The sequence below is a fragment of the Pseudomonas fluorescens genome, assembly GCF_902497785.1.
Lineage (GTDB): Bacteria > Pseudomonadota > Gammaproteobacteria > Pseudomonadales > Pseudomonadaceae > Aquipseudomonas > Aquipseudomonas fluorescens_BO.
Genome location: NZ_CABVHK010000010.1, coordinates 190898 through 214363, shown reverse-complemented (window position 1 = coordinate 214363; position 23466 = coordinate 190898). Strand labels below are relative to the sequence as shown.

General features: G+C 58.4%; 20 protein-coding genes and 3 pseudogenes. 10 read left to right on the top strand and 13 right to left on the bottom strand.

The genetic code is table 11. The annotated features are described in order from the left end of the window. The first annotated feature begins 7 nt into the window (after window positions 1–7). The 3 genes and pseudogenes from F8N62_RS16925 to F8N62_RS31525 all read left to right on the top strand — a co-directional run. Complete coding sequence (locus tag F8N62_RS16925; RefSeq protein WP_150711785.1) at window positions 8–895, top strand: DUF2950 domain-containing protein; 888 nt, start codon at window positions 8–10, stop codon at window positions 893–895. A gap of 240 nt (window positions 896–1135) precedes the next feature. Then, window positions 1136–1261, top strand: a pseudogene (locus F8N62_RS31530) (transposase); the annotation flags it as partial. Window positions 1262–1293: 32 nt separating this feature from the next. Further along, a pseudogene (locus F8N62_RS31525) lies at window positions 1294–1410 on the top strand (transposase domain-containing protein); the annotation flags it as partial. A 32-nt stretch (window positions 1411–1442) separates the two neighbouring features. Here the strand turns inward: F8N62_RS31525 and F8N62_RS16910 are convergent. Next, window positions 1443–2510, bottom strand: a complete 1068-nt coding sequence (locus F8N62_RS16910; protein ID WP_150711734.1) for an NAD(P)/FAD-dependent oxidoreductase — start codon at window positions 2508–2510, stop codon at window positions 1443–1445. A 184-nt stretch (window positions 2511–2694) separates the two neighbouring features. On the opposite strand from F8N62_RS16910, the gene F8N62_RS16905 reads away from it, so the two are divergent. Beyond that, a complete protein-coding gene (locus tag F8N62_RS16905; protein ID WP_224791372.1) occupies window positions 2695–3063 on the top strand; it encodes a hypothetical protein in 369 nt (122 codons plus the stop codon). A gap of 63 nt (window positions 3064–3126) precedes the next feature. On the opposite strand, the gene F8N62_RS16900 is transcribed toward F8N62_RS16905, so the two are convergent. Next, on the bottom strand, window positions 3127–3735 hold the full coding sequence (locus F8N62_RS16900) for a dTMP kinase (RefSeq protein WP_150711733.1): 609 nt from the start codon (window positions 3733–3735) through the stop codon (window positions 3127–3129). A 183-nt stretch (window positions 3736–3918) separates the two neighbouring features. Between F8N62_RS16900 and F8N62_RS16895 the strand changes: the two are divergent. Further along, a pseudogene (locus F8N62_RS16895) lies at window positions 3919–4098 on the top strand (helix-turn-helix domain-containing protein); the annotation flags it as partial. A gap of 152 nt (window positions 4099–4250) precedes the next feature. Beyond that, window positions 4251–4940 (top strand): MliC family protein, encoded by a 690-nt coding sequence (locus F8N62_RS16890; RefSeq protein ID WP_150711732.1) that lies wholly within the window; start codon window positions 4251–4253, stop codon window positions 4938–4940. Between the two features lie 12 nt (window positions 4941–4952). Here F8N62_RS16890 and F8N62_RS16885 read toward each other — a convergent pair whose 3' ends face one another. The 6 genes from F8N62_RS16885 to F8N62_RS16860 all read right to left on the bottom strand — a co-directional run bounded on the left by F8N62_RS16885 (window position 4953) and on the right by F8N62_RS16860 (window position 10439). Next, the gene (locus F8N62_RS16885) at window positions 4953–5417 is read right to left on the bottom strand and encodes a MaoC family dehydratase (protein ID WP_150711731.1); all 465 of its coding nucleotides are present in this window, start codon (window positions 5415–5417) and stop codon (window positions 4953–4955) included. Between the two features lie 36 nt (window positions 5418–5453). Beyond that, window positions 5454–6536, bottom strand: coding sequence for an AI-2E family transporter (locus tag F8N62_RS16880; protein ID WP_150711730.1), 1083 nt, complete (start codon window positions 6534–6536; stop codon window positions 5454–5456). A 114-nt stretch (window positions 6537–6650) separates the two neighbouring features. Further along, window positions 6651–7736: a polyamine ABC transporter substrate-binding protein gene (locus F8N62_RS16875; RefSeq protein ID WP_150711729.1), complete on the bottom strand. Its 1086-nt coding sequence runs from the start codon at window positions 7734–7736 to the stop codon at window positions 6651–6653. Between the two features lie 46 nt (window positions 7737–7782). Further along, window positions 7783–8124 carry a cupin domain-containing protein gene (locus F8N62_RS16870; protein ID WP_150711728.1) on the bottom strand — a complete coding sequence of 114 codons (342 nt, stop codon included), beginning with the start codon at window positions 8122–8124 and terminating at the stop codon, window positions 7783–7785. Between the two features lie 42 nt (window positions 8125–8166). After that, on the bottom strand, window positions 8167–9573 hold the full coding sequence (locus F8N62_RS16865) for an NAD(P)/FAD-dependent oxidoreductase (protein ID WP_150711727.1): 1407 nt from the start codon (window positions 9571–9573) through the stop codon (window positions 8167–8169). A gap of 50 nt (window positions 9574–9623) precedes the next feature. Next, window positions 9624–10439 carry a helix-turn-helix transcriptional regulator gene (locus F8N62_RS16860; protein WP_150711726.1) on the bottom strand — a complete coding sequence of 272 codons (816 nt, stop codon included), beginning with the start codon at window positions 10437–10439 and terminating at the stop codon, window positions 9624–9626. A 262-nt stretch (window positions 10440–10701) separates the two neighbouring features. On the opposite strand from F8N62_RS16860, the gene F8N62_RS16855 reads away from it, so the two are divergent. Then, entirely contained in the window at window positions 10702–10974 is a 273-nt protein-coding gene (locus F8N62_RS16855; RefSeq protein WP_150711725.1) for a DUF1652 domain-containing protein, read from the top strand. A gap of 70 nt (window positions 10975–11044) precedes the next feature. Here F8N62_RS16855 and F8N62_RS16850 read toward each other — a convergent pair whose 3' ends face one another. Then, window positions 11045–13519: a UvrD-helicase domain-containing protein gene (locus F8N62_RS16850; protein WP_150711724.1), complete on the bottom strand. Its 2475-nt coding sequence runs from the start codon at window positions 13517–13519 to the stop codon at window positions 11045–11047. Window positions 13520–13757: 238 nt separating this feature from the next. Here F8N62_RS16850 and F8N62_RS16845 point away from each other — a divergent pair, with 238 nt between their 5' ends. Then, entirely contained in the window at window positions 13758–14453 is a 696-nt protein-coding gene (locus F8N62_RS16845; protein WP_150711723.1) for a pirin family protein, read from the top strand. Between the two features lie 179 nt (window positions 14454–14632). Here F8N62_RS16845 and pgm read toward each other — a convergent pair whose 3' ends face one another. The 4 genes from pgm to F8N62_RS16825 form a co-directional block, all read right to left on the bottom strand. Beyond that, the gene (gene pgm, locus F8N62_RS16840; protein WP_150711722.1) at window positions 14633–16279 is read right to left on the bottom strand and encodes a phosphoglucomutase (alpha-D-glucose-1,6-bisphosphate-dependent); all 1647 of its coding nucleotides are present in this window, start codon (window positions 16277–16279) and stop codon (window positions 14633–14635) included. A 112-nt stretch (window positions 16280–16391) separates the two neighbouring features. Next, window positions 16392–17792: a PLP-dependent aminotransferase family protein gene (locus F8N62_RS16835; RefSeq protein ID WP_150711721.1), complete on the bottom strand. Its 1401-nt coding sequence runs from the start codon at window positions 17790–17792 to the stop codon at window positions 16392–16394. After that, on the bottom strand, window positions 17789–19276 hold the full coding sequence (locus F8N62_RS16830; protein ID WP_150711720.1) for a hypothetical protein: 1488 nt from the start codon (window positions 19274–19276) through the stop codon (window positions 17789–17791). Before F8N62_RS16830 ends, F8N62_RS16835 begins: the two co-directional genes overlap by 4 nt. Window positions 19277–19837: 561 nt before the next feature. Continuing rightward, window positions 19838–20860 (bottom strand): zinc-dependent alcohol dehydrogenase family protein, encoded by a 1023-nt coding sequence (locus F8N62_RS16825; RefSeq protein WP_150711719.1) that lies wholly within the window; start codon window positions 20858–20860, stop codon window positions 19838–19840. A 268-nt stretch (window positions 20861–21128) separates the two neighbouring features. Here F8N62_RS16825 and F8N62_RS16820 point away from each other — a divergent pair, with 268 nt between their 5' ends. Both F8N62_RS16820 and mexE read left to right on the top strand, forming a co-directional pair. Beyond that, window positions 21129–22046 carry a LysR family transcriptional regulator gene (locus F8N62_RS16820; protein WP_150711718.1) on the top strand — a complete coding sequence of 306 codons (918 nt, stop codon included), beginning with the start codon at window positions 21129–21131 and terminating at the stop codon, window positions 22044–22046. Window positions 22047–22351: 305 nt separating this feature from the next. After that, window positions 22352–23466: multidrug efflux RND transporter periplasmic adaptor subunit MexE (gene mexE, locus F8N62_RS16815; protein ID WP_150711784.1), on the top strand; the 1115-nt coding region annotated here is incomplete at its 3' end.

Sequence of the window (23466 nt, the reverse complement as noted above, 5' to 3'; positions counted from 1 at the left end):
GTCACTCATGGGCGCGCTTTATCCCCTATTGGCGATTGCGACCGGTGTCGCATGGTCGTGCATGGCGACGGCGCAGCAATCCTTTCCAACGCCTGAAAAGGCCGCTGAAGCGTTTGTCGAGGCGCTGGGCACGGAACACGCCGACAAGGCTCGCCTCACCGAGTTGCTGGGTGATGAATGGCACAATTACATCCCGCGCGAAGGTGTGCAGCGCAGCGATGTAGACGCGTTTTTGAAGCAATACCGCGAGCAGCATCGCATTGAAAAAACCGACGACAAAAAGGCGCTACTGTCGGTGGGCAGTGAACAGTGGACATTGCCAATACCGCTGGTCAAAGGCCAAAAAGGTTGGCACTTCGACATCAAGGCGGGTAAAGCAGAAATCCGCGCCCGGCAAATCGGGCGCAATGAACTCGACGCCGTGCAAGCGGTTCTGACCTATCACGATGCCCAGATGGACTACGCATCAGTGGATCGTGACGGTGACGGCGCACTCGAATATGCGCAGAAAATCCTTAGCACACCCGGCACGCATGATGGACTCTATTGGACCGACGACGACAGCGGCCAGATCAGCCCGCTGGGGCCTTTGTTCGGCGAAACCATTGCCGGTGAAGATTGGCACGGCTACCACTTCCGTATCCTTGAGGGCCAGGGTCCTTCGGCACCTGGCGGCGCCTTCAGCTACCTCATTGGCGACAAGATGAGCCGTGGATTTGCGCTGATCGCCTGGCCGGCGAAGTACGACGACACCGGTGTGATGAGCTTCATGATCAGCCATGAAGGACAAGTCTTCGAGAAAGACCTGGGTGCCAATGGAGCCAAACTGGCCGAATCCATGAAGCGCTTTGATCCAGATGACAGTTGGAAGGTGGTCAAGGTAGATCCCGAATAGCAGTTTTAACGGGTCTCACCGGTGATGGTCAGTGAGACCCGAACCCACTCACGCCCTTCAGCTCAACTCGCCCTCCCGGATGAGTTTCTTGTTGATTTTGCCGACGCTGGTCTTCGGGATCTCGTTGACGAATTTGAGTATCCGTCCGGCCAAGTCATCTACCCCACCCCGCAAAGCCCAGACATGGTGTGCACTTGAATTTAAGTGGGCACCAGTTCCAGCCTTTTAAGTGGGTATTTCATGCAGGCAACACGCCGTTCCTATTCCAAGTCCTTCAAGGCCCAGGTCATTCAAGAGTGCCCCCAGCCCGGCGCTTCGATTGCCAGCATCGCGCTCAGCCACAGCCTCAACGCAAACCTCGTCCATAAATGGATTGTCGATTCCACGCTCCACTTTGGCTCAATGGGTATGATTACCTCAAAGATGTGCTTAGGCGGTTGCCAACGCAGAAGGCCAGTGAGATTGAGCAGCTTTTACCGCATCCACGTTACTGCCACATACGTGCTGCTACTTGAATAATAAGAGCGCCAATCCGCGATCAGGCCACCTAATCTTGGAAGAATCGATCTGGCCGACAGGGGGCAAGGGCAGATGAGGCCCTGTGCTCGATAATTTCCTCGCTGACAAGGCGGCCTACTACTGCCGCCAGAGTAACCCCAGGGTGCATGGCGCAAACGTATACGCCGCCGATTTGTGACAGATAACCGATGATGGGGATGCCATCCTCAGGCATTGGTCTGAGGCCGACGCAGGCCATTTCCGCATCAATGGAAACAACCCCGTGCAGTTCGTTCTGGATCGCTCTAGCCGTTCGTAGTGCTACCGCTGCTGGCTGGTTTTGCAATGAGTCATCCAAGTAATCCTCGGCCGCCAGCAACGCACCGTCCGAACTTTGCCTGACTTCCATTTCTGGGCTTGAAATCAAGGTGTGCACGAGGTTGGGTTGTGACTTGTAACGGATGAAAATGGCGGGTGAGGCCTCTATAGGAAGGGACACTCCAAGCATATCTGTCAACTTCGTGATGCCTGTACCCGCCGCCAGTACGACAATATCGGCATTAATGATGCCCATCGCGGTTTCAATCCCTGTGACCTTTTTGCCTTTGGTTGTAAAGCCGAGAACGCGCGTGTGGGTGAGTATTTCAGCCCCATTTTCCTGGGCACCTGCGATCAACGCAAAAGTTGCTGCCACTGCGTCCAGCGCCCCTTCCGCTGCCGCATACAACGCATACTGGGGAGGATTTTTGAGATTTGGCTCAAGGTCTAGAATCTGCGATCTGGATACGAGATCTGCCGACGCCAGCTGACCTGAGGCCGGCACTTCATATGACCTTGCGCAGTAGGATAAGGCACCCGTCCAGCGAATCTTAAGGTCAGGCAGTTGCGTCTCGAGCCTGCGGTACTCTTCGATTGCAGTACCGCGCAGTTGCGCAATTGGGTCTGGTTCGGGGTGTGAGGCGTTGATCCATGCAAACGAGCTTCCAGTCACTCCGGAGGCTATATATTCAGCCTCGACCAGGGTGACTTTGGCGTTTTTACCTGCCAAGTGGTAAGCCAGAGACGCGCCCACGATTCCTGCACCGACAATAACGATTCGTTTGTCTGGATTTCCCATGTCTCCCCCTGTTCTGTCGACCTTGCGATGTTACACAGCCTATCTATCGATATGCGAACCTGACCGCTCATGAGTAAGCGTCTGCCTGAGTCACCTTGCATAGCTCTGGCAGATATCGCTGAGATCGGGCAGGTGACTTTGTCTTACGGTTACACACAAACATCTTTGTCTGAAAGTCGAAAAGATGTATTCGCCACCCGATTACGAATTTGAACTGCTTGGGGATTGCCCATTTGTTGATCCGACCGCGCTGCCGGGGTACACCTGTTTCAGCCCCAGCAGAGTGGATGCCTTTGTCGCAGAACGCATGTTGCTGAAGAATCTTCTAGACCATCACTACCCGGCGGGAAATCTGCTCCTGCTGGATCGGGTTTTTGAGTATTCACCGACATCAATGGCAGTTGATCGGTACGATGAAAACTTTCGTTTACTTGTCGACACTGTGTTGAGTGAAATGTATCGAACGGGCGAAATGGAGCTGGTATACGTCAATCACCTTGGAGGCATCAGCGACACGGATAAAAAGCTGTTCAAGGTCTATGCGATACCGTAGGGACAGACAAAAGAATCAGGCAGGGTTTCTTCGTGAACAACAGCCAAGTCTTTCCTACCTGCATCAAAGGACTCTATAGATCTCAGAAATCACCTGCATCGTTGCGTCTTCGATCGTTCCTTCATTACGGCATAAAACCCAGCCGTGATCTGCAATCGCTCGCTCAAAGGCCTTGGTACAAGCAACATGTTCTTCCAGCTTATGGATCACCGTACTGCCCAGCCCACGCCCTCGTGCAGCTGCCCTCGCCCATGAAATATCAGGGTCGGTGACAACCCCGACATGCAAGTCTGGCACCCGCACGTTTCGATCAATGTTCAACTGTAAAATCTCTGAAAACGGGATTAACCGGCGAAACGCGGCATCAGATGGGTACCAGCGATCGATCAAGATGATGCTGCCTAATGGCTGTTTAGTCAGCACGTGCCGGGAAATCCAGCTACGGCTATCCGCAAAGCGCTCACAAACCCTCAACTCCAAATCCCGGGTGGGATTTCTGACGAGTTGGTTAACGAGGGCCATTGTTTCACTCCTATAGGGATCGCTTTTTTTCTCGCAAAGTCGGATCACCATTTTGTTATCTGCCCTCAGGACTTTCGTCACGGCTTCCAACAGTGTGGTTTTGCCGGCGCCCTTGGGCCCATCTAGAGAAATAAACAGCGGACGATTCATTCTTCAAACAACGATTGATATACGTTTTTTTTCCCGGCTCGTCCGCTGGAACCGCTTGGTGCGACTATGCGAATCGAGTGGAGGGTCCTTATGAACAGACGAACACTTTAACCGGGTTTATGACTGCGGGTTTCAAAATCCAGGGTTACAGCCGCTGATGAACATCGGTCATGGTAGCCGTTGTACTACCTTGAGCTGCGCCTGACCCGGGCGCGACAGCTCGTTTTGCAGAGCAATCGGCCGATCACCGACATCGCGATTGCGACCGGGTTTTGCAGTTTCGCCAACTTCCATAGGCGCTTTCGTGACTTCTTTGGCGTCGCGCCGAGTAGTTATCGAGCGACGTATGAGCGCAGACGCTGAGTTCTCCCAATTCACAGTCAAAAAACAAACCCGATGAACCTCAACTATCCTGCTCACCGGGGTTTAAGTTTATAAAGGGATTGCCTGCGTGATGAACACTTCACCGCCCCCAGCTGAATAAACCATCTGGAAGACTCAGGACTCACCGAAAGATGAAGTCATCTAATGTCCTTTTCAGCAGCCTCGTCGTTGCCAGTGTTTACGCGGCGACGAGCCCGTGTGCCCATGCCGCCCCCGCACCCGTTTTCACCACCAGTTTCGACTGCACGCAAACCAAGGCCTCTATCGAACAACTGATCTGTCGCGATGCGCAACTGGCCCGGATCGACGTCGAGCTGATGCGTCTCTACCGGCTGGCCCTCACCGATGAGCGCTCAAGACCGCCTCCAGACAAAGTCATGATCGACCAGCAGTTCTGGGTGCAGAGCCGCAATCAGTGTGCTTCCGCCGCCGATCCCAAGGCGTGTGCGATCCGCAGTTATGCCGAGCGCGCGCACCAGCTGCGCCAAGGCTCGGCGATTGTGAGAACCCGGGATCCGGACCGAATCACTGAAGGCCCGGTGACTTTTCGCTGCATCGGGCTCGACACCTTGATGGCGGCCACTTTCATTACCACGCAGCCGGGTGTCGTGTACCTGAAATGGGCGAACACATCGGTCACCTTGAGCCAGGTGCAGAGCGATTCGGGCGTCCGCTATACCGCCAAGGATCAACGGGGAAACTTCAGCTTTTGGCAGGCCGGCGACACGGCTCGATTCCTCGCGCCTGGCTTCAAAGAAATGAGCTGTAACGCCGAGCCCTCAATGAACGAACCTGCCCGTGCTGCAGAGGCGATGCCTTAGCGGGCGAGATGTTCAATCAGGCGCCGGTCGCCGGAACACCAGCAACTTCCCGGTCGCGCGCTGCACCACCTTGTCGTTCTGGTTCAGCGTTTCCATGAACAGGGTCACCACGCCCCGATCCGGTTTCGAGGCGGACGGATCGATCGCCTGCACGGTGCTGAACAGACGCAACACGTCATCCGGATAAGTCGGCGTCGGCCAGCTCAGCTCAATGCCCAGACCGATAATGCCGTCAGCCAATGGCACGCTGGCCACCAGCATTTTCATGGTCAGCGCCGCGGTGTTCCAGCCGCTCGCCGCCAGACCGCCAAACACACTCAATGCGCCGTCCTCTGCGCGCAGGTGGAACGGTTGCGGGTCGTATTCCCGTGCGAACGCCAACATCGCTTCTGGCACGACACGAACCGGGTCGCTTTCGAACGCCTGGTCCAGGCGCAGGTCATCAAGGTAAAGTTTTTCCCACGCATGCACGCTCATGGTCCATCCCTCTGTGTTGCACGACATTCGCCGGAGTTACCCTCCTCCTTCCGGCCGATCCTGCACCCATTGCCAGAATAATTGATACCCGACCGCCAGCACGACCGGGCCGATGAACAGCCCGATGATCCCGCTGGTGACCATGCCGCCCAAGGCGCCGATCAGCACCACCGGCATCGGTACATCGACGCCGCGACCCAGCAGCAATGGCTTGAGCACGTTGTCCACCAGACCGGCGACGAACACGTAGATTGCAAAGACGATAGTGATGGTATTGGCGCCTTCGGTGGCGAACACGAAAGCAATCACCGGCAGTGTGATCAGCGTCACCGGCAGTTGCATGATGCCGAGCAACAGTACCGCCAGGGCCAGCAAGCCGGCGCCGGGGATACCCTTGAAGACAAAACCCAGCCCCACCAGCAGCATCTGGATGAACGCAATACCGACCACGCCCAGCGCTACCGCACGGATCGTCGCGGTGCAGAGGGCAGCGATTTTCGGCCCCCTGGCCGGGCCGCTGACGCGCGAGGTGATCTGCACGGCGGCGCGGCTGCCGCCCTCGCCATGGGCCATGAAAATGCCAGCAATGATCAAGGCAAAAATGAAGGTCAGGAACCCCATGCCGACGCCAGCCAGTTTGCTCAACAGGCCCATGCTGGCGTGTTTGATCTGCGGTACGTACTTGGCAGTCAGGTCGGGAAGATTGGTCGAGGCCTGCAACCATACATCTGACAGCGGCTGGCCTATCACCGGCCAACTGGCGATCGATTCAGACGGCGGCGGGATGTGGAAGTTACCGCCCTTGACCACTTCCATCGCACGCTCGACCGAGTCGGCAATCGAGGTGCCCAGAAAGTAAATCGGCAGCACCAGAATGACGATGGCGACGAGGATAATCAGCGTCGCGATACGCCCGTCTTTTTCACCGAGGGGCCCTTTCAACCGTGCCTGCAACGGGTAAAGGGTGATCGCCAGAATCAGCGCCCACAGCATCAGGTCGCGGAACGGGCTGAAGATCTCAAAGCAAAAGAGCACCAGCACGGCGATCAGCCCGGCGCGAATGAAGACGTCGAGCAGCGTGCGTGTCAGCGTTTTCTCGGAGAAAGACGTGGGCTCCATGAATGCCTCCCTGATAAATGCAGCAGGATGGAATCGGTTAGCCCAGCATAGACGCTCGATGGAAAACGCGAGGCCTCTTCGCGATGAGGCCTGCGTCAGCCACACATCAATGGTTCAACTGCCGGTGCGCACCTTGTTCCACACGCGCGTGCGGATGCGGTCAATGTTTAACGGCATCGCTTCCAGCGCGAACAATTTGCCCATCATCTCCGCGCTCGGGTACACCTTGGTATCGTTCTTGATCGCCGGGTCGATCAGGCTGTCGGCCTGCTCATTGCCGTTGGCGTAATGCACGTAGTTGCTGATGCTGGCCATGACGTCCGGGCGCAGCAGGTAATTCATGAAGGCGTAGCCGGCTTTCTCGTCCGGCGCATCGGCGGGCATGGCGACCATGTCAAACCAGATGGCAGCGCCTTCCTTGGGAATCGCATAGCCGATGTCGATGCCGTTTTTCGCTTCTTTGGCTCGGTTCTCGGCCTGCAAGATGTCACCGGAGAAACCGACGGCCACGCAGATGTCACCGTTGGCGAGGTCGCTGGTGTACTTGGACGAATGGAAATAGCTGACGTAAGGCCGGACTTTCATCAGCAGCGCTTCAGCCTTTTTATAGTCTTCCGGGTTTTTACTGTGATGCGGCAGGCCCAGGTAGTTCAGGGCGGCGGGCAGTAATTCCGGGCCGTTGTCGAGGATTGCCACGCCGCACTTCTGCAACTTCGCCATGTTTTCAGGTTTGAAGATCAGGTCCCAGGAATCGACGGGCGCGTTGTCGCCCAATACCGCTTTGACCTTGGCGATGTTGTAGCCGATACCGGTGCTGCCCCACAGATAAGGAAAACCGTGCTCGTTGCCAGGGTCGTTGGTCTGCAAGGCTTTGAGCAGCACCGGGTTGAGGTTCTTCCAGTTCGGCAACTGGCTCTTGTCGAGCTTTTTCAACGCCCCGCCCTGAATCTGCCGGGCCATGAAGTGGTTGGACGGAAACACCACGTCGTACCCGGATTTGCCGGTCATCAACTTGCCGTCGAGGGTTTCGTTGCTGTCGTAGACGTCGTAGCTGAAGGCGATGCCGGTTTCTTTCTGGAAATTTTTCGTGGTGTCCGGTGCGATGTAGTCCGACCAGTTGTAGATCTTGACGGTTTCGGCGGCGTGACTGAGGGTCGCGACGAGTGCAAGCGGAGCCAGGGTCAGTGTCTTTCGGATCATGAGTCGATTCCTGTAGGCGTTTATTTTTGTTGGCAGGCGATCAAAATCAAAAAATCAAAACGTAGGTCTTGCGCACGGTTTCCTGGATATCCCAGGTCCCGAGGCTGTTGGCGGGCAACATCAGTGCATCGCCGGCTTCTATGAACAGTGTTTCGCCATCATCCGGGGTGAAAGTGCAGCGGCCCTGGATGAAATGACAGAATTCCTGGGCAACGATCTGCCGGCGCCAGCGACCGGGGGTGCACTCCCAGACGCCGGTTTCGACACCGTCGTCGCGTTCGACGCTGGTGGTCGAAGCCACCGCCACGGGAGTTCCCAGTGGCACAGCGACCGGGTTTGATTCATCGAGCTTCAGGGTTGCGGTGTTCTTGAATTGGGTGATGCGCATGGGAGTACCTGTCGATAAGCCTTGCTGGATAAAGAGCGGCGATTACTGCATGAAACCTTCCATGAACCCCGCCACGCCGCTGGCCAGTTTGCGTCTCCATGGCGCGGTTGCCGGGTTGGCCAGGGTCTGGTCTTCGTGGACGAAGCTGCGGATGATCGCGTTGTAGCCCAGCCAGCGGCAGGGCTCCGGCTCCCATGCCTTGAGCCTATTCAGACCGCCCTGCGGGATGACCCACGGCTGGTGAACCAGTTCGGTGTCGCGTTGCAGAATCAGATCGGCCAGCGTCCGCCCGCCCAGGTTGCTGGCGCCGACGCCCTCCCCGCCATAGCCGCCCGACAACGCAATGCCGCTGGCCTGATCACAGAGCATGTGCGGCTTGAATCGGCGCGACATGCCTAGATTGCCGCCCCAGGCGTGGGTGATGCGCACGTTTTTCAGTTGCGGGAACAGCTCGCTGAACAGGTAGCGGCGCAGTTCAACTTCGCTACGGGTCAGATCGAAGTCATGACGCAGCTTGCCGGCGAACTGATAGCCGCCGCGCGCGCCAAACATCAAGCGGTTATCCGCCGTGCGCTGGCCGTAAGTGACCTGACGGCTGCTCTCGCCGAACGCCTGCCCCCGGCTCAGGCCGATCTCGTCCCACATGGCGGCAGACAACGGCTCGGTCGCCACAATCAGGCTTTGCACCGGTAACTGATAACGGCCCAGCGGTGGCAATGTTACGGCGTAGCCTTCTACTGCCGGCACGATCCAGCGGCTGCGCACGGCCGCCTTCGCCGTGCGCAGGCTGCCCGATTGCCAGTGAGTCACCGGACTGTTCTCGTAGATCCTGACGCCCATGCGCTCCACCGTCCGGGCCAGCCCTCGCACCAGTTTTGCCGGGTGAAGGGTCGCAACGTGCGGTGCGTAGATCCCGCCGTAAGGCTTGGCAATTCTGATCTGTTGCGCCAATTGCTCGGGGCTGAGCCAGCGGTAGTGCTGTTCGCTCAGGCCTTGGGAATAGAGCTTGTCCAGATAATGCCGCAGGCTGGCTTCCTGCTCGGGATAACGCGCGGCGCAATACAGCGCCCCGCCTTTGCGGTAATCGCAGGCGATGCCCTCGCGTTCGAGGACAATTTCCACTTCATCAGGGATGCTGTGCAGCAGCTCGTATGAGGCACGACGCTGTTCGGCCGGCAAATCGGCGAGCAAGCGGTCCTCACCAAGGATGTTGCCCATCAGCCAGCCGCCGTTGCGTCCGGAGGCGCCAAAGCCGGCGGTCTGCGCCTCAACAATGGCAATGTCCAGGCCGGGCGCCAGGCGCTTGAGGTAGTACGCGGTCCAGAGCCCGGTGTACCCCGCGCCAATGATGGCGACGTCGACGTCCAGATCCTGTTCAAGCGCCGGGCGCGCCAGCAGCGGCTCGTCGAGTTGGTCCATCCACAAACTGATAGTGCGCCACGCCGGCATGCAAGACTCCGCCACTCAAACTTCGATGGCGTTGATCCTAGTGCGTGAGCTCAGCGGCTGTCTTGCGCGCGTGCACGCAAAGAAATGTGTTTGACGTAGGCCTTGGGCGACATGCCGGTGTGCTGACGGAAGCAGCTGTAGAACGCCGATAGCGAATTGAAACCCGCGGCAAACGCCAGATCGTCGATGCGCAGCGGTGGCGTGGCGCTGTCCAGCGCCGCGAGCAAATGTTGCAACCGTGCCTGGTTGACGTAGCGGTAGAAACTCTGGCCCAACACCTGATTCAGCAGATAGGACATTTGATTGCGGCTGTAACCGCACTCCTTCGACACCCGTTGCAGGTCGAGCTCGGGGTCGAGGTAGGGTTGCTGACGCTGAAAATACTGCTGCAAATCTTCCGCCATGAAACTCAGCTGGCGCGGGGACAAGCCTAGCCGACTGGTGGCCAGACGCTGATGGCTGGCGGTTTTGCTGGTCGGTTGTTCGTGTACCAGCGAGGCGTATTCATTGACGCGCCAGATCAGCCCGTCGCGAACCGTGATCGCTTCACTGGCCCGAAAAGACACCAAACCCTCTCCACCGCGAAGGGTGATGCGGTATTGAATGAACGCTGTGTTGCCGTCCAGTCGAATGCGGTCCGAATGTTCCAGCGCTTCGTCGGGGTCGCGCGGCATGCTGCTGCGCACGTACTCGCGCAACTCGTCCAGCCCCATCACACGGTTCTGAAAGAAGTCGCTGTACTGGACGTCCGGGTGATACAGCGCCATGACGCCGTCCAGATCCCGGTGTTTCCAGCGCAAGTGGTAGCGCATGACCGTGTCGCTCGTGGCCTGGGTCTGCAACGGGCCATCATCCTCGACGTGCATAAAGGGCTCGGTGAGAAAAAAGCCGAGCTTGCCGAAATTCGGCTCCGGCTTCAATGATCTCTCGGTGATGGCTTACTGCTGAAAAATCGCATCGATGTGACCCGGATCAAAAAAAACTCAACCAATCGCCAAACGGCCTGAAAATTCCACATTATTTTCACACGCGGATGCTACTTTTAAAGGCAGTCACCGGTTGAGCCAATGAAGGCTCTTCCCTCCTAATGAGCTAACGGAAGCGCTCGATGAAGAAGGCGGGCAACATATGAATAAAGGGTTCAGTAAGGTCACCTTTCCCAACGCCTGCCAGCTGATGCGCTGGCATTTTCATCCCATGGGGTTTGAGGCGAGCATGGACGCGCCGGGCAGCATGATCGCCCGTCTGTTTGACCGCGCCAGCGGCGAGACCATGATCGCCATAGCCGGTATTCCCTGTGCCACGGTCATGAATGCTGCGGATGTGGAGCGGATCATTGAAGCGGTGGAGGATGAGCTTGAGTCGTTCATCCCGCCGGTGGCGCTCAGGAGTTATGCCTGACGGGGTAAACCTTGCAGGATCAAAAGATCGCAGCCTTCGGCAGCTCCTACAGGGCTGCGATCTTTCCGTTTCACGCCAATGTTTTAGCCTGTCGGTGATCAGCAAAAAACGCCTTACCCTGCCCAACCCGGTCGGAAGCCTTGGGCATATTTGCCGCCTGGGTGTCCTGACCGTCGACGTACCAATAGCAATGGCTCACCGCCCGCGTGATGCCGACATACGCCAGACGCAAAATTTCGTCTTTCTGCGAGTTGTCGTAAGCCTCGTTGTCGCCAGGCTTTCCAAGACCGGCCATGCGGTAGACCTGATTCTTGTATGGCGAGCTGGTCAGGTGTTGGCAATCCCCGAGCAAAAACACGGCATCAGCCTGAAGGCCTTTGGCGCTGTGATAGGTCAGTTGCTTCAAGCGTCGGCTTTCAAACGGCAAGCTAGAATCGACATTAACTACAGACTGAATATGCTGTTCTATCAATAACTTATCGCTACTTTTTCGATACAGCATCAAGATTGAATCGCCGTTTCTGTAATGCTCCATCAAGCGCTTGGCCATGCCCTGGTCATCCCGATCCAGAACGTTGACCGGCTGCAGCGCTTTCGCCTCGCCACTCGCCTTGGCCTTTTTGCCAGCAATGGCCGGTGCGGCTCGAACGATGTGTTCGGCGGCATCAATGATGTGCTGATGGCTGCGATAGTTGTCACTGAGCATGACCTTGGTGCTGCTCGGCGACGGGAATTCCTTGTTGAATTCCATGAAATACGTCGGCGAACTGCCGCGCCAGCCGTAAATGGACTGCCAGTCATCCCCCACACACAGCAAAGACGAACGCTGAGCGCCTCGCCCGACATGCATGGCCGGCCCACGGCTGCGAATCTCGGCGAGGCTGGCCCGTATCCAGGAAACAATTTGCGGCGAAACGTCCTGAAATTCGTCGATCATCAGATGCGACAGTGGTCGCAATAATTCATCGCTCAGCAGCTTCAGGTTTTCCGGTGAGTGTTCACTGAACAGGGCAAACATACGGTTGTAAGTCATGACCGGCGGCTTCTGATCCAGCAGATGATCTTCCAGCGCTCGCCAGTACAGGCTCAAGGCTTCGAAGAAAAAGCGGTCAGGGTCGTCCTTGGCGAAACTCATCTGGCTGACGGCGTTCGGCACGTCCAGGCCCAGGTTCTCGATAAACCCGGCGGCGGCGACGAAACAGTCGAGCAGCGGCGCGGAAGCCAGCTCTCCCTTGACCTTGTAATCAAATCCCGGCCCGGCACTGGCATCGCCTGCCAGCGACGCTAAAACACGCTTTGACGATTCGTAACTATCTATCCAGATCAATGGCTTACGACAGAAAGCTTGAAACAGTGTGCGCTTGACCGCCCACTCTGCGCGGACCGAGAGTTTGGCATTCGGGCGGCTGACCTGAGGATTTTCCCCGGAATCAAACCCCAGCATCACCCAGGCATCCAGTGTTGGAATGTAGCCATGACAGTAGAACGTCGACCCGTTGATATCGAATGACTGGCGCTTCGCCTCGATGCCCTTGATCGGCCAGGCACCCGCGCGAAACCACAGATCCTCCACCGCATCGCACAACTCTTCGTCACGCTTGGCCGCCAGTTCGGTGACGGCCATGCGCTTCTGCACATCCGGGTGGTCGCGCTCCAGCTCTTTGAGCTGCAATGCATGGCGAGACAGTGGCTTGATCAATTCGCGGAAGCGTTCATCGCGGCTGTGCAGTTGGTGATAGCAGGCGTTGAGCTGCTGGCGCTGCGCTTCATTGATGCGCAAGTCGAAAGGATTGCTGTCGGCGTCCTCATCACCACTCTGTGGCCGGCTGCTGAGGTTTTCAAAGGCTTGCAGCCTTTCGAACCCCGGAAGGCTGCGCACCATCGGCAGGATTCGCGAGTGAAACGTACGCACCAGATCTCTCGCTTCCTTGAAACTGAGCGCCCGGCCCCACACCGCAAACAGCTCGATCAGCTTATTGATGAAGTCCTTGCGCGATTCGCGAGTGAACGTCACCACGGTCATCGAACTCAGCTCGAAGCCCAGATAGTGAGTCAGGAGCAGAATCCGCAAAACCAGCGTCGTTGATTTGCCCGCCCCTGCACCCGCGATCACCGAGGTCGATGGCGTGTCGCTGAAGATCATTTTCCATTGCGCGGCGCTGGGCTGGGCGTGAGGGGGCAGCAATCGGGCGACATCGGCCTTCATGCGTTTCTTCAGCTCGACGGTCAACGGCAGGCGCCAGTCGTCGAACAGGTTGTCATCGACATTCGGCGGCCGGTGTTCAGTGCAACGCGAGTCGCGGATCAGCAGTACCTGCCGACCTTCCTCCAACCCCTCAAGTTTGCCTTCCTTATAGCCATAGTCCACCCCGGCGCTGTGCCCGCTTCGAAAGCCGTCGGCCTGGCCATGCAGCCATGAGGCACGGTGCTGGGCGCGCAGCCGGGTCAGGCCGTGACCGAAGAACCGGGCGGCCAGGCGTTTAAGCAGCGGCATCTCGGCCAGGGGACGAAGTTCAGGAGGAAGATCGGGGGTGTGTTGCGGCACGCGGACTGACTCCAGGGTGTGAGGCTGTTGAAGGCTATGGTGTCTGTATTTGCTTATGAGTTCTAGTGAAATGCTTACAGCTCATCGGCTTATGCGATGAAGTGAAGGTGGGATGAGACTATTTCGAGGTGACGTTCAATCAACTTATTCGATCGTATTGCAGCATTTTTTACGCTTTTTATCGATGAGTGCCTGATAGATGATGCTCGCCATCAACTACCCTTTTCAGGAGACGATCATGCTCGAACTCAGACCCTTCAACTCCCTGGGCGGCGCCCACCACGGCTGGCTGGACGCGCATCATCACTTTTCGTTCGCCGAGTACCATGACCCGAAACGCATGAACTGGGGCAACTTGCGGGTCTGGAACGACGACGTGATCGCCTCCGGCACCGGTTTCCCGAAACACCCGCACCGGGACATGGAAATCATCACCTACGTCCGTGAAGGCGCAATCACCCACGAAGACAACCTTGGCAACAAGGGCCGTACCGAGGCGGGTGATGTCCAGGTCATGAGCGCCGGCACCGGCATTGCCCACAGCGAATACAACCTCGAAGCCACGGAAACCAGGATTTTCCAGATCTGGATCATCCCAAATGAAACCGGACTGGCTCCTTCGTGGGGTGCAAAACCGTTCCCTAAAGGTCAGCGCGAAGGGTTTGTGACGTTGGCGAGCGGCAAGGCCGGGGATGATCAAAGCCTGCGAATTCGTGCCGATGCGCGATTGGTGGCGGCGAATCTCAAAGCCGGCGAATCTGCCGAGTATCGTCTGGACAATGGCCGTCGGGCCTACCTGGTTCCGGCGACGGGTGTCATTGAAGTCAATGGCTTGCGCGCACAAGCTCGAGACGGTGTAGCGGTAGCGAATGAGCAGGTGTTGCGGGTGACTGCTGTCGAGGACAGTGAGATTGTGTTGGTGGATCTGGCTTGATGCTTTGAATGCCAGACAAAAAAAGGGGCGACCGTTATGATCGCCCCTTTTTTGCACGCCAACTATTGTGGTGAGGGGATTCATCCCCGTTCGGCTGCGCAGCAGTCGTAAATTCATTCGGAACCGGGCTCGCTTCGCGGCCCAACGGGGATGAATCCCCTCACCACAGGGGCCCTCACTTACTTCGCAGAAATCGCTCCATCCACGAGGGTTTGCGCTTCGGCCACCAATTGTTTCAGGTGTTCGTCACTGACGAAGCTCTCTGCGTAAATCTTGTAGATGTCTTCAGTGCCCGAAGGACGCGCAGCAAACCAGCCGTTTTCGGTCATGACTTTCAAACCGCCGATGGCCTGGTCGTTGCCTGGTGCGTGACTGAGGATGCTCTGGATCGCCTCGCCCGCCAATTGCGTGCTGGTCACCTGATCCGGTGATAACTTGCTCAGCAGCGCTTTCTGCTGCGGATTGGCCTTGGCATCGACCCGTACCGAGAACGGCTCGCCCAGCTCATCGGTCAACGCTCGATAGGCCTGGCTTGGGTCGCGACCGGTGCGAGCGGTCATTTCTGCCGCCAGCAGTGCCGGGATCAAACCGTCCTTGTCAGTGCTCCAGACGCCGCCATCCTTGCGCAGGAACGAAGCACCCGCACTTTCTTCGCCGCCAAAACCCAACGAGCCATCAAACAGACCGTCGGCAAACCATTTGAAACCAACCGGCACTTCGTACAGGCGACGGCCCAGGCGTTTCGCGACGCGATCAATCAAACCGCTGCTGACCACGGTTTTACCCACGGCCGCGTCGGCGCGCCATTGTGGACGGTTCTGGAACAGATAGTCGATGGACACCGCGAGATAGCTGTTCGGCGCGAGCAAACCACCGGACGGGGTGACGATGCCATGACGGTCGTGGTCAGGATCGCAAGCGAACGCCACATCAAACCGCTGTTTCAGGCCGATCAACCCCTGCATGGCGTGGCTGGACGACGGGTCCATGCGAATCTGCCCATCCCAGTCGACTGTCATGAAACGGAACGTCGGATCGACCTGTGTGTTGACCACTTCCAGGTCGAGCTTGTAATGCTCGGCAATCGCCGACCAGTAGCGCACACCTGCCCCGCCCAACGGGTCAACGCCCAAATGCAGCTTGGCATCACGAATGGCATCGAAGTCGATGACGTTGATCAAGTCAGCGACATAGGTGTTGAGGTAATCGTGACGATGGGTGGTGTCGGCCTTCAGCGCTTGCTCGTAGCTGATGCGCTTGACGCCCGCGAGCTTGTTGCTCAGCAACTCGTTGGCCTTGGCTTCGATCCACTTGGTGATGTGGGTATCGGCCGGGCCGCCGTTAGTCGGGTTGTATTTGTAGCCACCGCTTTGCGGCGGGTTGTGCGACGGCGTAATGACGATGCCGTCGGCCAGCCCGGACGTGCGGCCGCGGTTGTAGCAGAGAATGGCATGGGAAATTGCCGGCGTCGGGGTGTACTCGTCGCCCTCGGCAATCATCACCGTGACGCCATTGGCAGCCAGCACTTCAAGGGCGCTGGCACCGGCCGGGGTGGACAGCGCGTGGGTGTCGATGCCGACGAACAGCGGCCCGTCGATGCCCTGAGCTTCGCGGTACAGGCAGATCGCCTGGCTGATGGCCAGAACGTGCCATTCGTTGAAACTCAGGTCGAACGAGCTGCCCCGGTGCCCGGACGTGCCGAAAGCGACGCGTTGGGTGGAGATGGCCGCATCGGGCTGGCCGGTGTAATAGGCCGTTACCAGTCGCGGGATGTCGACCAACAATTCTGCCGGTGCCGGTTTACCCGCAAAAGGACTGAGTGTCATGCAAAAACCTCTGGGATCGAGTGGTTCAGGGAGTGGAACGCAGTTTACTGGCAGTTTGACCGCAGCGCGATGGGATCGATCCTACGACGCCACCGAAGTTTTCCCCCCGCGCTCAGTCAACCGATTCCAGGCGCAACGCATCCCCCAACAGTCCCAAGGCGGCGCCGAGGTCATGATCGCCGCCAAACGCATGACTCAGACGCAGATGCTGTGCGTGAAGGCCCTGCAGGCTGAACAGCTCTCCGGGTGCAATTACCACCTGTTGCTTGAGCAACCGCTGGAACACCCGGCGCACATCGACCTGGCGCAGTGAGCGCACCCAGATCGTCGCGCCCCCCTGGGGCTCGACGAAATGCAAGGCATCGCCCAAGCGCTCCTGCAACAGGTGGGTCATCTGTGCTTTGCGTTCCTTGAGTAATCGGCGCAGCACCTGGAGGTGCTGATCGATGCGCCCGTTCCCGTACAACCGGGCGATGGCCTTCTGGCGAATCGGCGACAAGCGAAATGAGCGCAGCAGGAAGTGGCGTTGCAATTCGGCGCTGAAATGGCGCGACAGCAAATACCCATAAGGCGCTTCCGGCCCGATGGTTTTCTCGAAGGTGGAAAAGACGATCAGGCGGTCCGGGTCCAGCACATCGCGAAAGCGCAAGCCATCGGGTTCGAATTGCAGTTCGCGGTAACAATCGTTTTCCAACACCCAACTGCCATGTTTTTCCAGCAACTGCGCAATCGCCTGCCGATTGTCATCGGGGGCCAGACTGCCCCGCGGCATGTTGAGGCCGGATGACATTATTACCAACCGCACCGGACGGCTTTCCAGCCACTCCTTGAGCCGCTCGACGTCCAGCTCACCCTCCCCGCGCAACGGCCACTCGATCACCTCAACGTCTGCCGCTTGCAACAGCCGCAGGATCGCCCAGTCGCACGGCGACTCGACCACCACCGTGGCGTCCTTGAGGGCCAGCACGGCGATCAGTATTTCCAGGACCCCGCGCAAGTCTGCGCCAAGGTAGACATCATCCGCATGCCAGCAGCGCAACGCCGAGGTGGTGTAGCGCGCCGCCAGGGCGGTGCGCAGCTCCAGTTCGCCGCAAGGTTGCGCCAATGGTTGGGGTAAGCGCGGGTACTGGCGCAGCAGCTCTCGCTCCAACAGCAGCAATGGACTGTCGAGCGGTTGCAGCAGTGCGGGCTCATCTGCGCTCAGCACCAGCATGCCCGGACGCCTGGCGTTGACATAGACGGTTTCGAGCAGGTCGTGACCATTGTCGAGCAAGTTGATGGGCGACACTGGCAACGCGTAGTAGCCGGACTTGGCCACGGAATAGACGCGCCCTTCCTTCTCCAGCAGCGAATAGGCGTACTGAATGGTCGAGATCGACACGTTCAGACGGTCAGACAGTTGGCGCAAGGATGGCAGGCGCACGCGCGTGTCACCGACCGGCTCGTTGATCAGATGGGTCAGGTACCGATAAACCGCCTGATAAGCAAAATCGGTCTCGCGTGGTCCTTTCAACGTCCCGCTGACCATTCACCCGCCACCGATGTGGCGTCCGGTTCGTCGGCTGCGGCGTGACCGTCCATGCCATCGGCTTCGCCATCAGCCCCCCTGCCCTCGACGCCTCGCACCGGTCCCATGCGGTACAGCCTGCCGATATGGCTGACGGGCAATCCGCTGACGTCAACCATCCATTGGGCAACCTGTTCCGGCACCGGGTGGCCCTGCATCGCCCGATGCAAATCAGGCATCGCGACCAGCATGCCCGGGTGACATTGGCGCAGAAAACGCTCAAGTGCCGCGCCGTTTTCGACAAAAGGCGCAAAGAGCAGGCACACCAACTGAGCTTCGCTCAACCCCAGGTTCTGCTGAGCCTCGGCCGCTGCCAGCGCGCGTTGTTCGGACCGGCTCGCCGGGCTGCCGAACATCTCGACCGCCTGCTCGCATAACCGCTCAGGCAGGCGCTTGCGACGCATCATCACCAGTGCCCGTTGCAAATACGCGGCCACGCCGGCCTCATAACTGAGACTTTGCATGAAGCACGCCTGCAACCCGCGCACATGTGCAGAGACAGAAAGGCTGACAAATTCGTTGTCGCTGAGCTGAGCCGACAATTCATCCGGCTGAAAGCCGAGAAATTCGGTGAGCAGCGGCCAGCGCTCTTCCAGGTTGCTGACCAGCATGTCGTGAATATCGATGAATGTCGTGCGCCGGCAAGCCTCGAACCGCTCGGCCGGTCGCCAGGGGGCTGGTCCCTGCTCGCCGTAAAAGGCGCGATAGCAATCGCTGCCAAGCTGGTCGAGCACCGCGAACAGTTCTTCAAAACCGGCGTCAGGGTGATGCGACGCGTTGAGCCCCGCCTTGGCTGCCGCGCGCTTCAAACCCTGGAGAAAATGCTTTTGCTGGCGCGGCGTATCGCTGCTGACCAGCGCATCCACGCCGCCGTCCCAGCGGGCGATCTGCCCGTAAAACTCGCCGACCGCCAGATAGCCGTCGTCCCACAGGTCCATCGGCCCGTTCCAGTCTCGGCGATGACCCATCATCAACAGGTTGAGCCGGTTGGTTTCACGGCCCGCGTCGGAAATCGGCACCGAATGACTGAAAGGCAACACCTCTCGGTTATCGGCCATCAATACCTCTACCCGCGGATCGTCGAAGAGGAACAATGCACTGCAACTGCGATGGATATTTTCCTGGGCCGTCGAGCGGGTGCCATTCATGCGCAACGATGCGACCCGCAACCGAAACGTCGCGGGGGCCCGGCCGGCGATGCTCAATTGTGCGGCGCGTAGCAACGCCAGGGTGTAGCAATTGTCCCGGGACCCGTTCTGGATCGCCAGCACCTTGTACTCGCCTATGTGCTCCATGCCGCCGGCGGCGACCACCAGACGCTGAATCATCAGTTGCAGGGCCGTGCGTTCGGCGCGGGAGAAGAAACTCAGCAACCGTTGCAGCATTTGCTGATAGACATAGTTCATCGCTTGGTCGTGGATATGGGTCATCTATATATACCTGATGCTCGTAAGTTCAAGAGTGCGCAAACAACGATAGGCAGTGGGCAATGTGCTGCCTGCCACGAATTAAAGTGCGGACTGTGATTGTCAGATGCTAGCACTTAAGTTTCTGGTCATTATTTGAAACACCTGAACATCGTGACTGACCCGCAGCAACCCGGCGTGCTGCAAAGCCCTCTAGAACCGGCACCTTGGGCTGACGGAAGATATCCTAGGAAATATCCGACAACGTCCCACAACCATTGAGTACAAAAAATAAAGAAAGAAGTCGCACAAGTTTCTGACGGACCGGTACGTTGCTTAACTGTTTGTCGGAAAAGTATTAACGATGTGCATTGAAAAGTATCAACCAGATACCCAGCCATGACTCATTCCTTGAGATGAAAGTAATCATTCAATTATCAGGGCTTAGATGCTGATTAGAAGATACAGATTGAGGGCAAAAACCAGTTCAGCTGCTGAACTGGCCCACCGACGCTTCGGTGAGACACTCGAATTACCAGAGGGGCAACAAAAAAGTCCGTGCAGGCACGGACTTTTGAGGGGGTGTTACGCGGGTTCGATCTGAAGCGCGACCCGTTCGCGGCATGGGCATTCGTCCATGTAGCGGTGTGCTTCGACGAACTCGGAGAATGGGAAGACCCGAGTCTTGAGCGGCAGCAGAACGCGGTCGGCAGTCATCTGGTTGATGTCACGCAAGGCCCGTTGCAGTGCAACCTGGTCCTGGACGATGCCCAGCTCCGGCTTGCCGGTGAAGTTGCCGATGCAGTGCACAAAGAACTGAATGTTCTTCTGGAACGCGGCACAGGCCGGGAATGGCGTCTGGTTACCGCCTTGCAAGCCGTACAGCACCAGGCTTCCACGCGGTGCGAGCACATCACCCAGCAACGACATCTGTGGGCCGCCAAGGCCATCGAACACCACGTCGACGCCGCGATTGCCGGTGATCTTATTGATCCGCATCAACAGATCTTCTTCCTCGGTGACGATGACTTTCTCGGCACCCAGCGACAGCAGGTATTCCCGTTCTTCCGGAGATTTGGTAGCGGCAATCACCCGTACACCCAAGGCTTTGCCCAGTTGTACAAACGATGGGCCAGCACAGTGACTCGCGTCGGTAACCAAGGCGAATTGCCCGGGTTTGACCCGTGCCAGATCGGTGTAAGCGAAGTAGGCGATCAACAGTGGCGTGTAATGCACGGCAGCTTCAATCGGGCTGAGCACGTCCGGATAACGGGTCAGTGCCGAACGCGGCAGAACGATTTGCTCGCCATAGACCGGATAGTCGTTCGGGCTTTCAGCCGGGAAGCTGGCGACTTTGTCGCCGACTGCCAGGTCATCGACGCCATCGCCGACAGCCGTGACAACACCGGACATTTCATGGCCGAGGCCTGAAGGCAGGTGTGCCTGGGAGGACGCCAGGTTCTGGCGCCAGAGAATGTCGTACCAGCTGATGCCGATTGCCTCGACACGCACCTGCACTTCGCCCGGCGCAGGGAGAGCGGCCGCATGCTCTTCGCATTTGAGCACCTCGGCTGGACCAAACTTGTGAAAACGGATCGTGCGGGACATCGCAAACCTCGTCAAAGAAACCTCTAATGCCCTGAACTCTATCTGGGCTTTCTACCCAAGACCATCAGTGGCTATTAATAGTCGACATGCCTGTCATTGATTCCGCAGCGCCGGCGACATCACTGATGTCGTAAGAAACCGAAGCAGCCTTTGTAGGAAATCTGAATTACTCGGTGCAGAGTAGCAGCCTTTCCCCGTAATATTCATGCCGGCCATTGTTCTCATATGGCCGCTCTCGTCAAGCTTGATGACTCTGCCAGGACTCCAGATGAATCGTAATGACCTGCGTCGTGTCGACCTGAACCTGTTAATCGTATTCGAAACATTGATGCATGAACGCAGTGTGACCCGCGCTGCGGAGAAATTGTTCCTCGGCCAGCCAGCCATCAGTGCGGCGCTCTCACGCCTGCGCGGGCTGTTCGACGATCCGTTGTTCGTGCGCACCGGGCGCAGCATGGAGCCGTCCGCCCGGGCGGTGGAAATCTTCGCCCTGCTCTCTCCGGCCCTGGACTCGATTTCCACCGCCGTCAGCCGTGCGGCGGACTTCGACCCGGCCACCAGTACTGCGGTCTTTCGCATTGGCCTGTCGGACGATGTCGAATTCGCCTTGCTGCCGATGCTGCTCAAGCGCCTGCGCGCTGAATCACCGGGGATTGTGCTGGTGGTGCGGCGAGCCAACTACATCCTGATGCCGAGCCTGTTGGCCTCTGGCGAGATTTCGATCGGCGTCAGCTACACCGCCGACTTGCCGGCGAACGCCAAGCGCAAAGTGTTGCGGCGCAGCCTGCCCAAGCTATTGCGCGCCGACACCGTGCCCGGGCCGTTGAGCCTGGACGACTTCTGCGCGCGGCCGCATGCACTGGTGTCATTCGCCGGTGACTTGAGCGGTTTTATTGACGAAGAACTGGAAAAACTCGGGCGCAAACGGCATGTGGTGCTCGCCGTACCGCAGTTCAACGGGCTGAGCACGCTGCTTGCCGGCACCGATATCGTTGCCACCGTGCCGGACTACACGGCCGACGCCTTGACCGCTGCCGGCGGTGTTCGGGCTGAAGATCCGCCGCTGCCAGTGCGCAGCTTTGAATTGCACATGGCCTGGCGCGGTTCGCAGGACAACGATCCGGGAGAACGCTGGTTGAGGTCGCGGATTCAGATGTTTTTCGGGGATCCGGACAGTCTGGCCTGATCTTGTGTCGGGGCTGATGGCCCCTTCGCGGGCAAGCCCGCTCCCACAGGTTCAGCGCAATCCTTGTGGGAGCGGGCTTGCCCGCGAAGGAAGCGACTCGGTCTAACGACTTTCCTTTGCATTCCGGGCAACACAGAGTTGCCATCAGGCACATTGATCGCGTCCCGATCCCAGGTGCATGCTAGAGGGCTGTGTTCGGACTTATATCATTCCGAATGATAGTTACCTTCGCTTCATTCGATTCGTGCGTTACCTCCCCCGCCGAGCATCATCCGCCCATTCTCAATACATTGGCGGATGCATCCATGGAACAATCACTCAAACATTTGCGCTTCCCGTTGGCCTTGTTGGCCGTGCTGGTGATGAGCGCGTGCGGCAAGGCTCCGGAGTCTGCCGCGACCCTGCCTGCGGCGAAAGTCAGCGTCGCCAAGGTGCTGGAACAACCGGTCAATGAGTGGGACGAATTCACCGGGCGCCTTGAAGCGCCGGAAACGGTAGAGATTCGTCCACGGGTCTCCGGCCAGATCGATGACGTGGCCTTCACCGAAGGCGCGCTGGTCAAGAAAGGCGACTTGCTGTTCCAGATTGACCCGCGCCCATTCCAGGCTGAAGTCCGCCGCCTCGAAGCCCTGGTTGCCCAGGCCCGCGCCAACGCGACCCGCAGCGAAAACGAAGCCCAGCGCGGCGAGCGCCTGCGCACCAGCAATGCGATTTCCGCCGAGTTGGCCGATTCGCGCACCAGCGCTTCGCAAGAAGCCCGCGCCGCTGTCGGCGCCCTGCAAGCGCAACTGGATCTGGCGAAACTGAACCTGAGCTTTACCCGCGTCACCGCACCCATCAGCGGTCGCGTCAGCCGTGCGGAAATCACCGCCGGCAACCTGGTGACCGCCGACACCACCGCGCTCACCAGCGTGGTCTCCACCGACAAGGTCTACGCCTACTTCGACGCCGACGAGCGTGTGTTCCTCAAGTACACCCAGCTCGCTCGCCAGGGCAAACGCGGTGCGACCACTCCGGTTTACCTCGGTCTGTCCAACGAAGACGGCAACCCGCACCAGGGCGTGATGAACTTCGTCGACAACCAGGTCAACCCGAAAACCGGCACCATTCGTGGTCGTGCGGTCTTTGATAACGCCGACGGACAGTACACCCCTGGCTTGTATGCCCGGTTGAAACTGGTCGGCAGCGGCACCTACTCCGCCGTGCTGATCAACGACGAAGCAGTCGGCACCGATCTCGGCAAAAAATTCGTGCTGGTGATGGATGCCGACAACAAGACCGTCTACCGCTCGGTGGAACTGGGTCCGAAGATCGAAGGGTTGCGCATCGTGCGCAGCGGTTTGAGCAAAGAGGACACGGTCATCGTCAAGGGGCTGCAGCGGGTTCGTCCCGGCTCCCCGGTCAGCCCTGAAGTCATCCC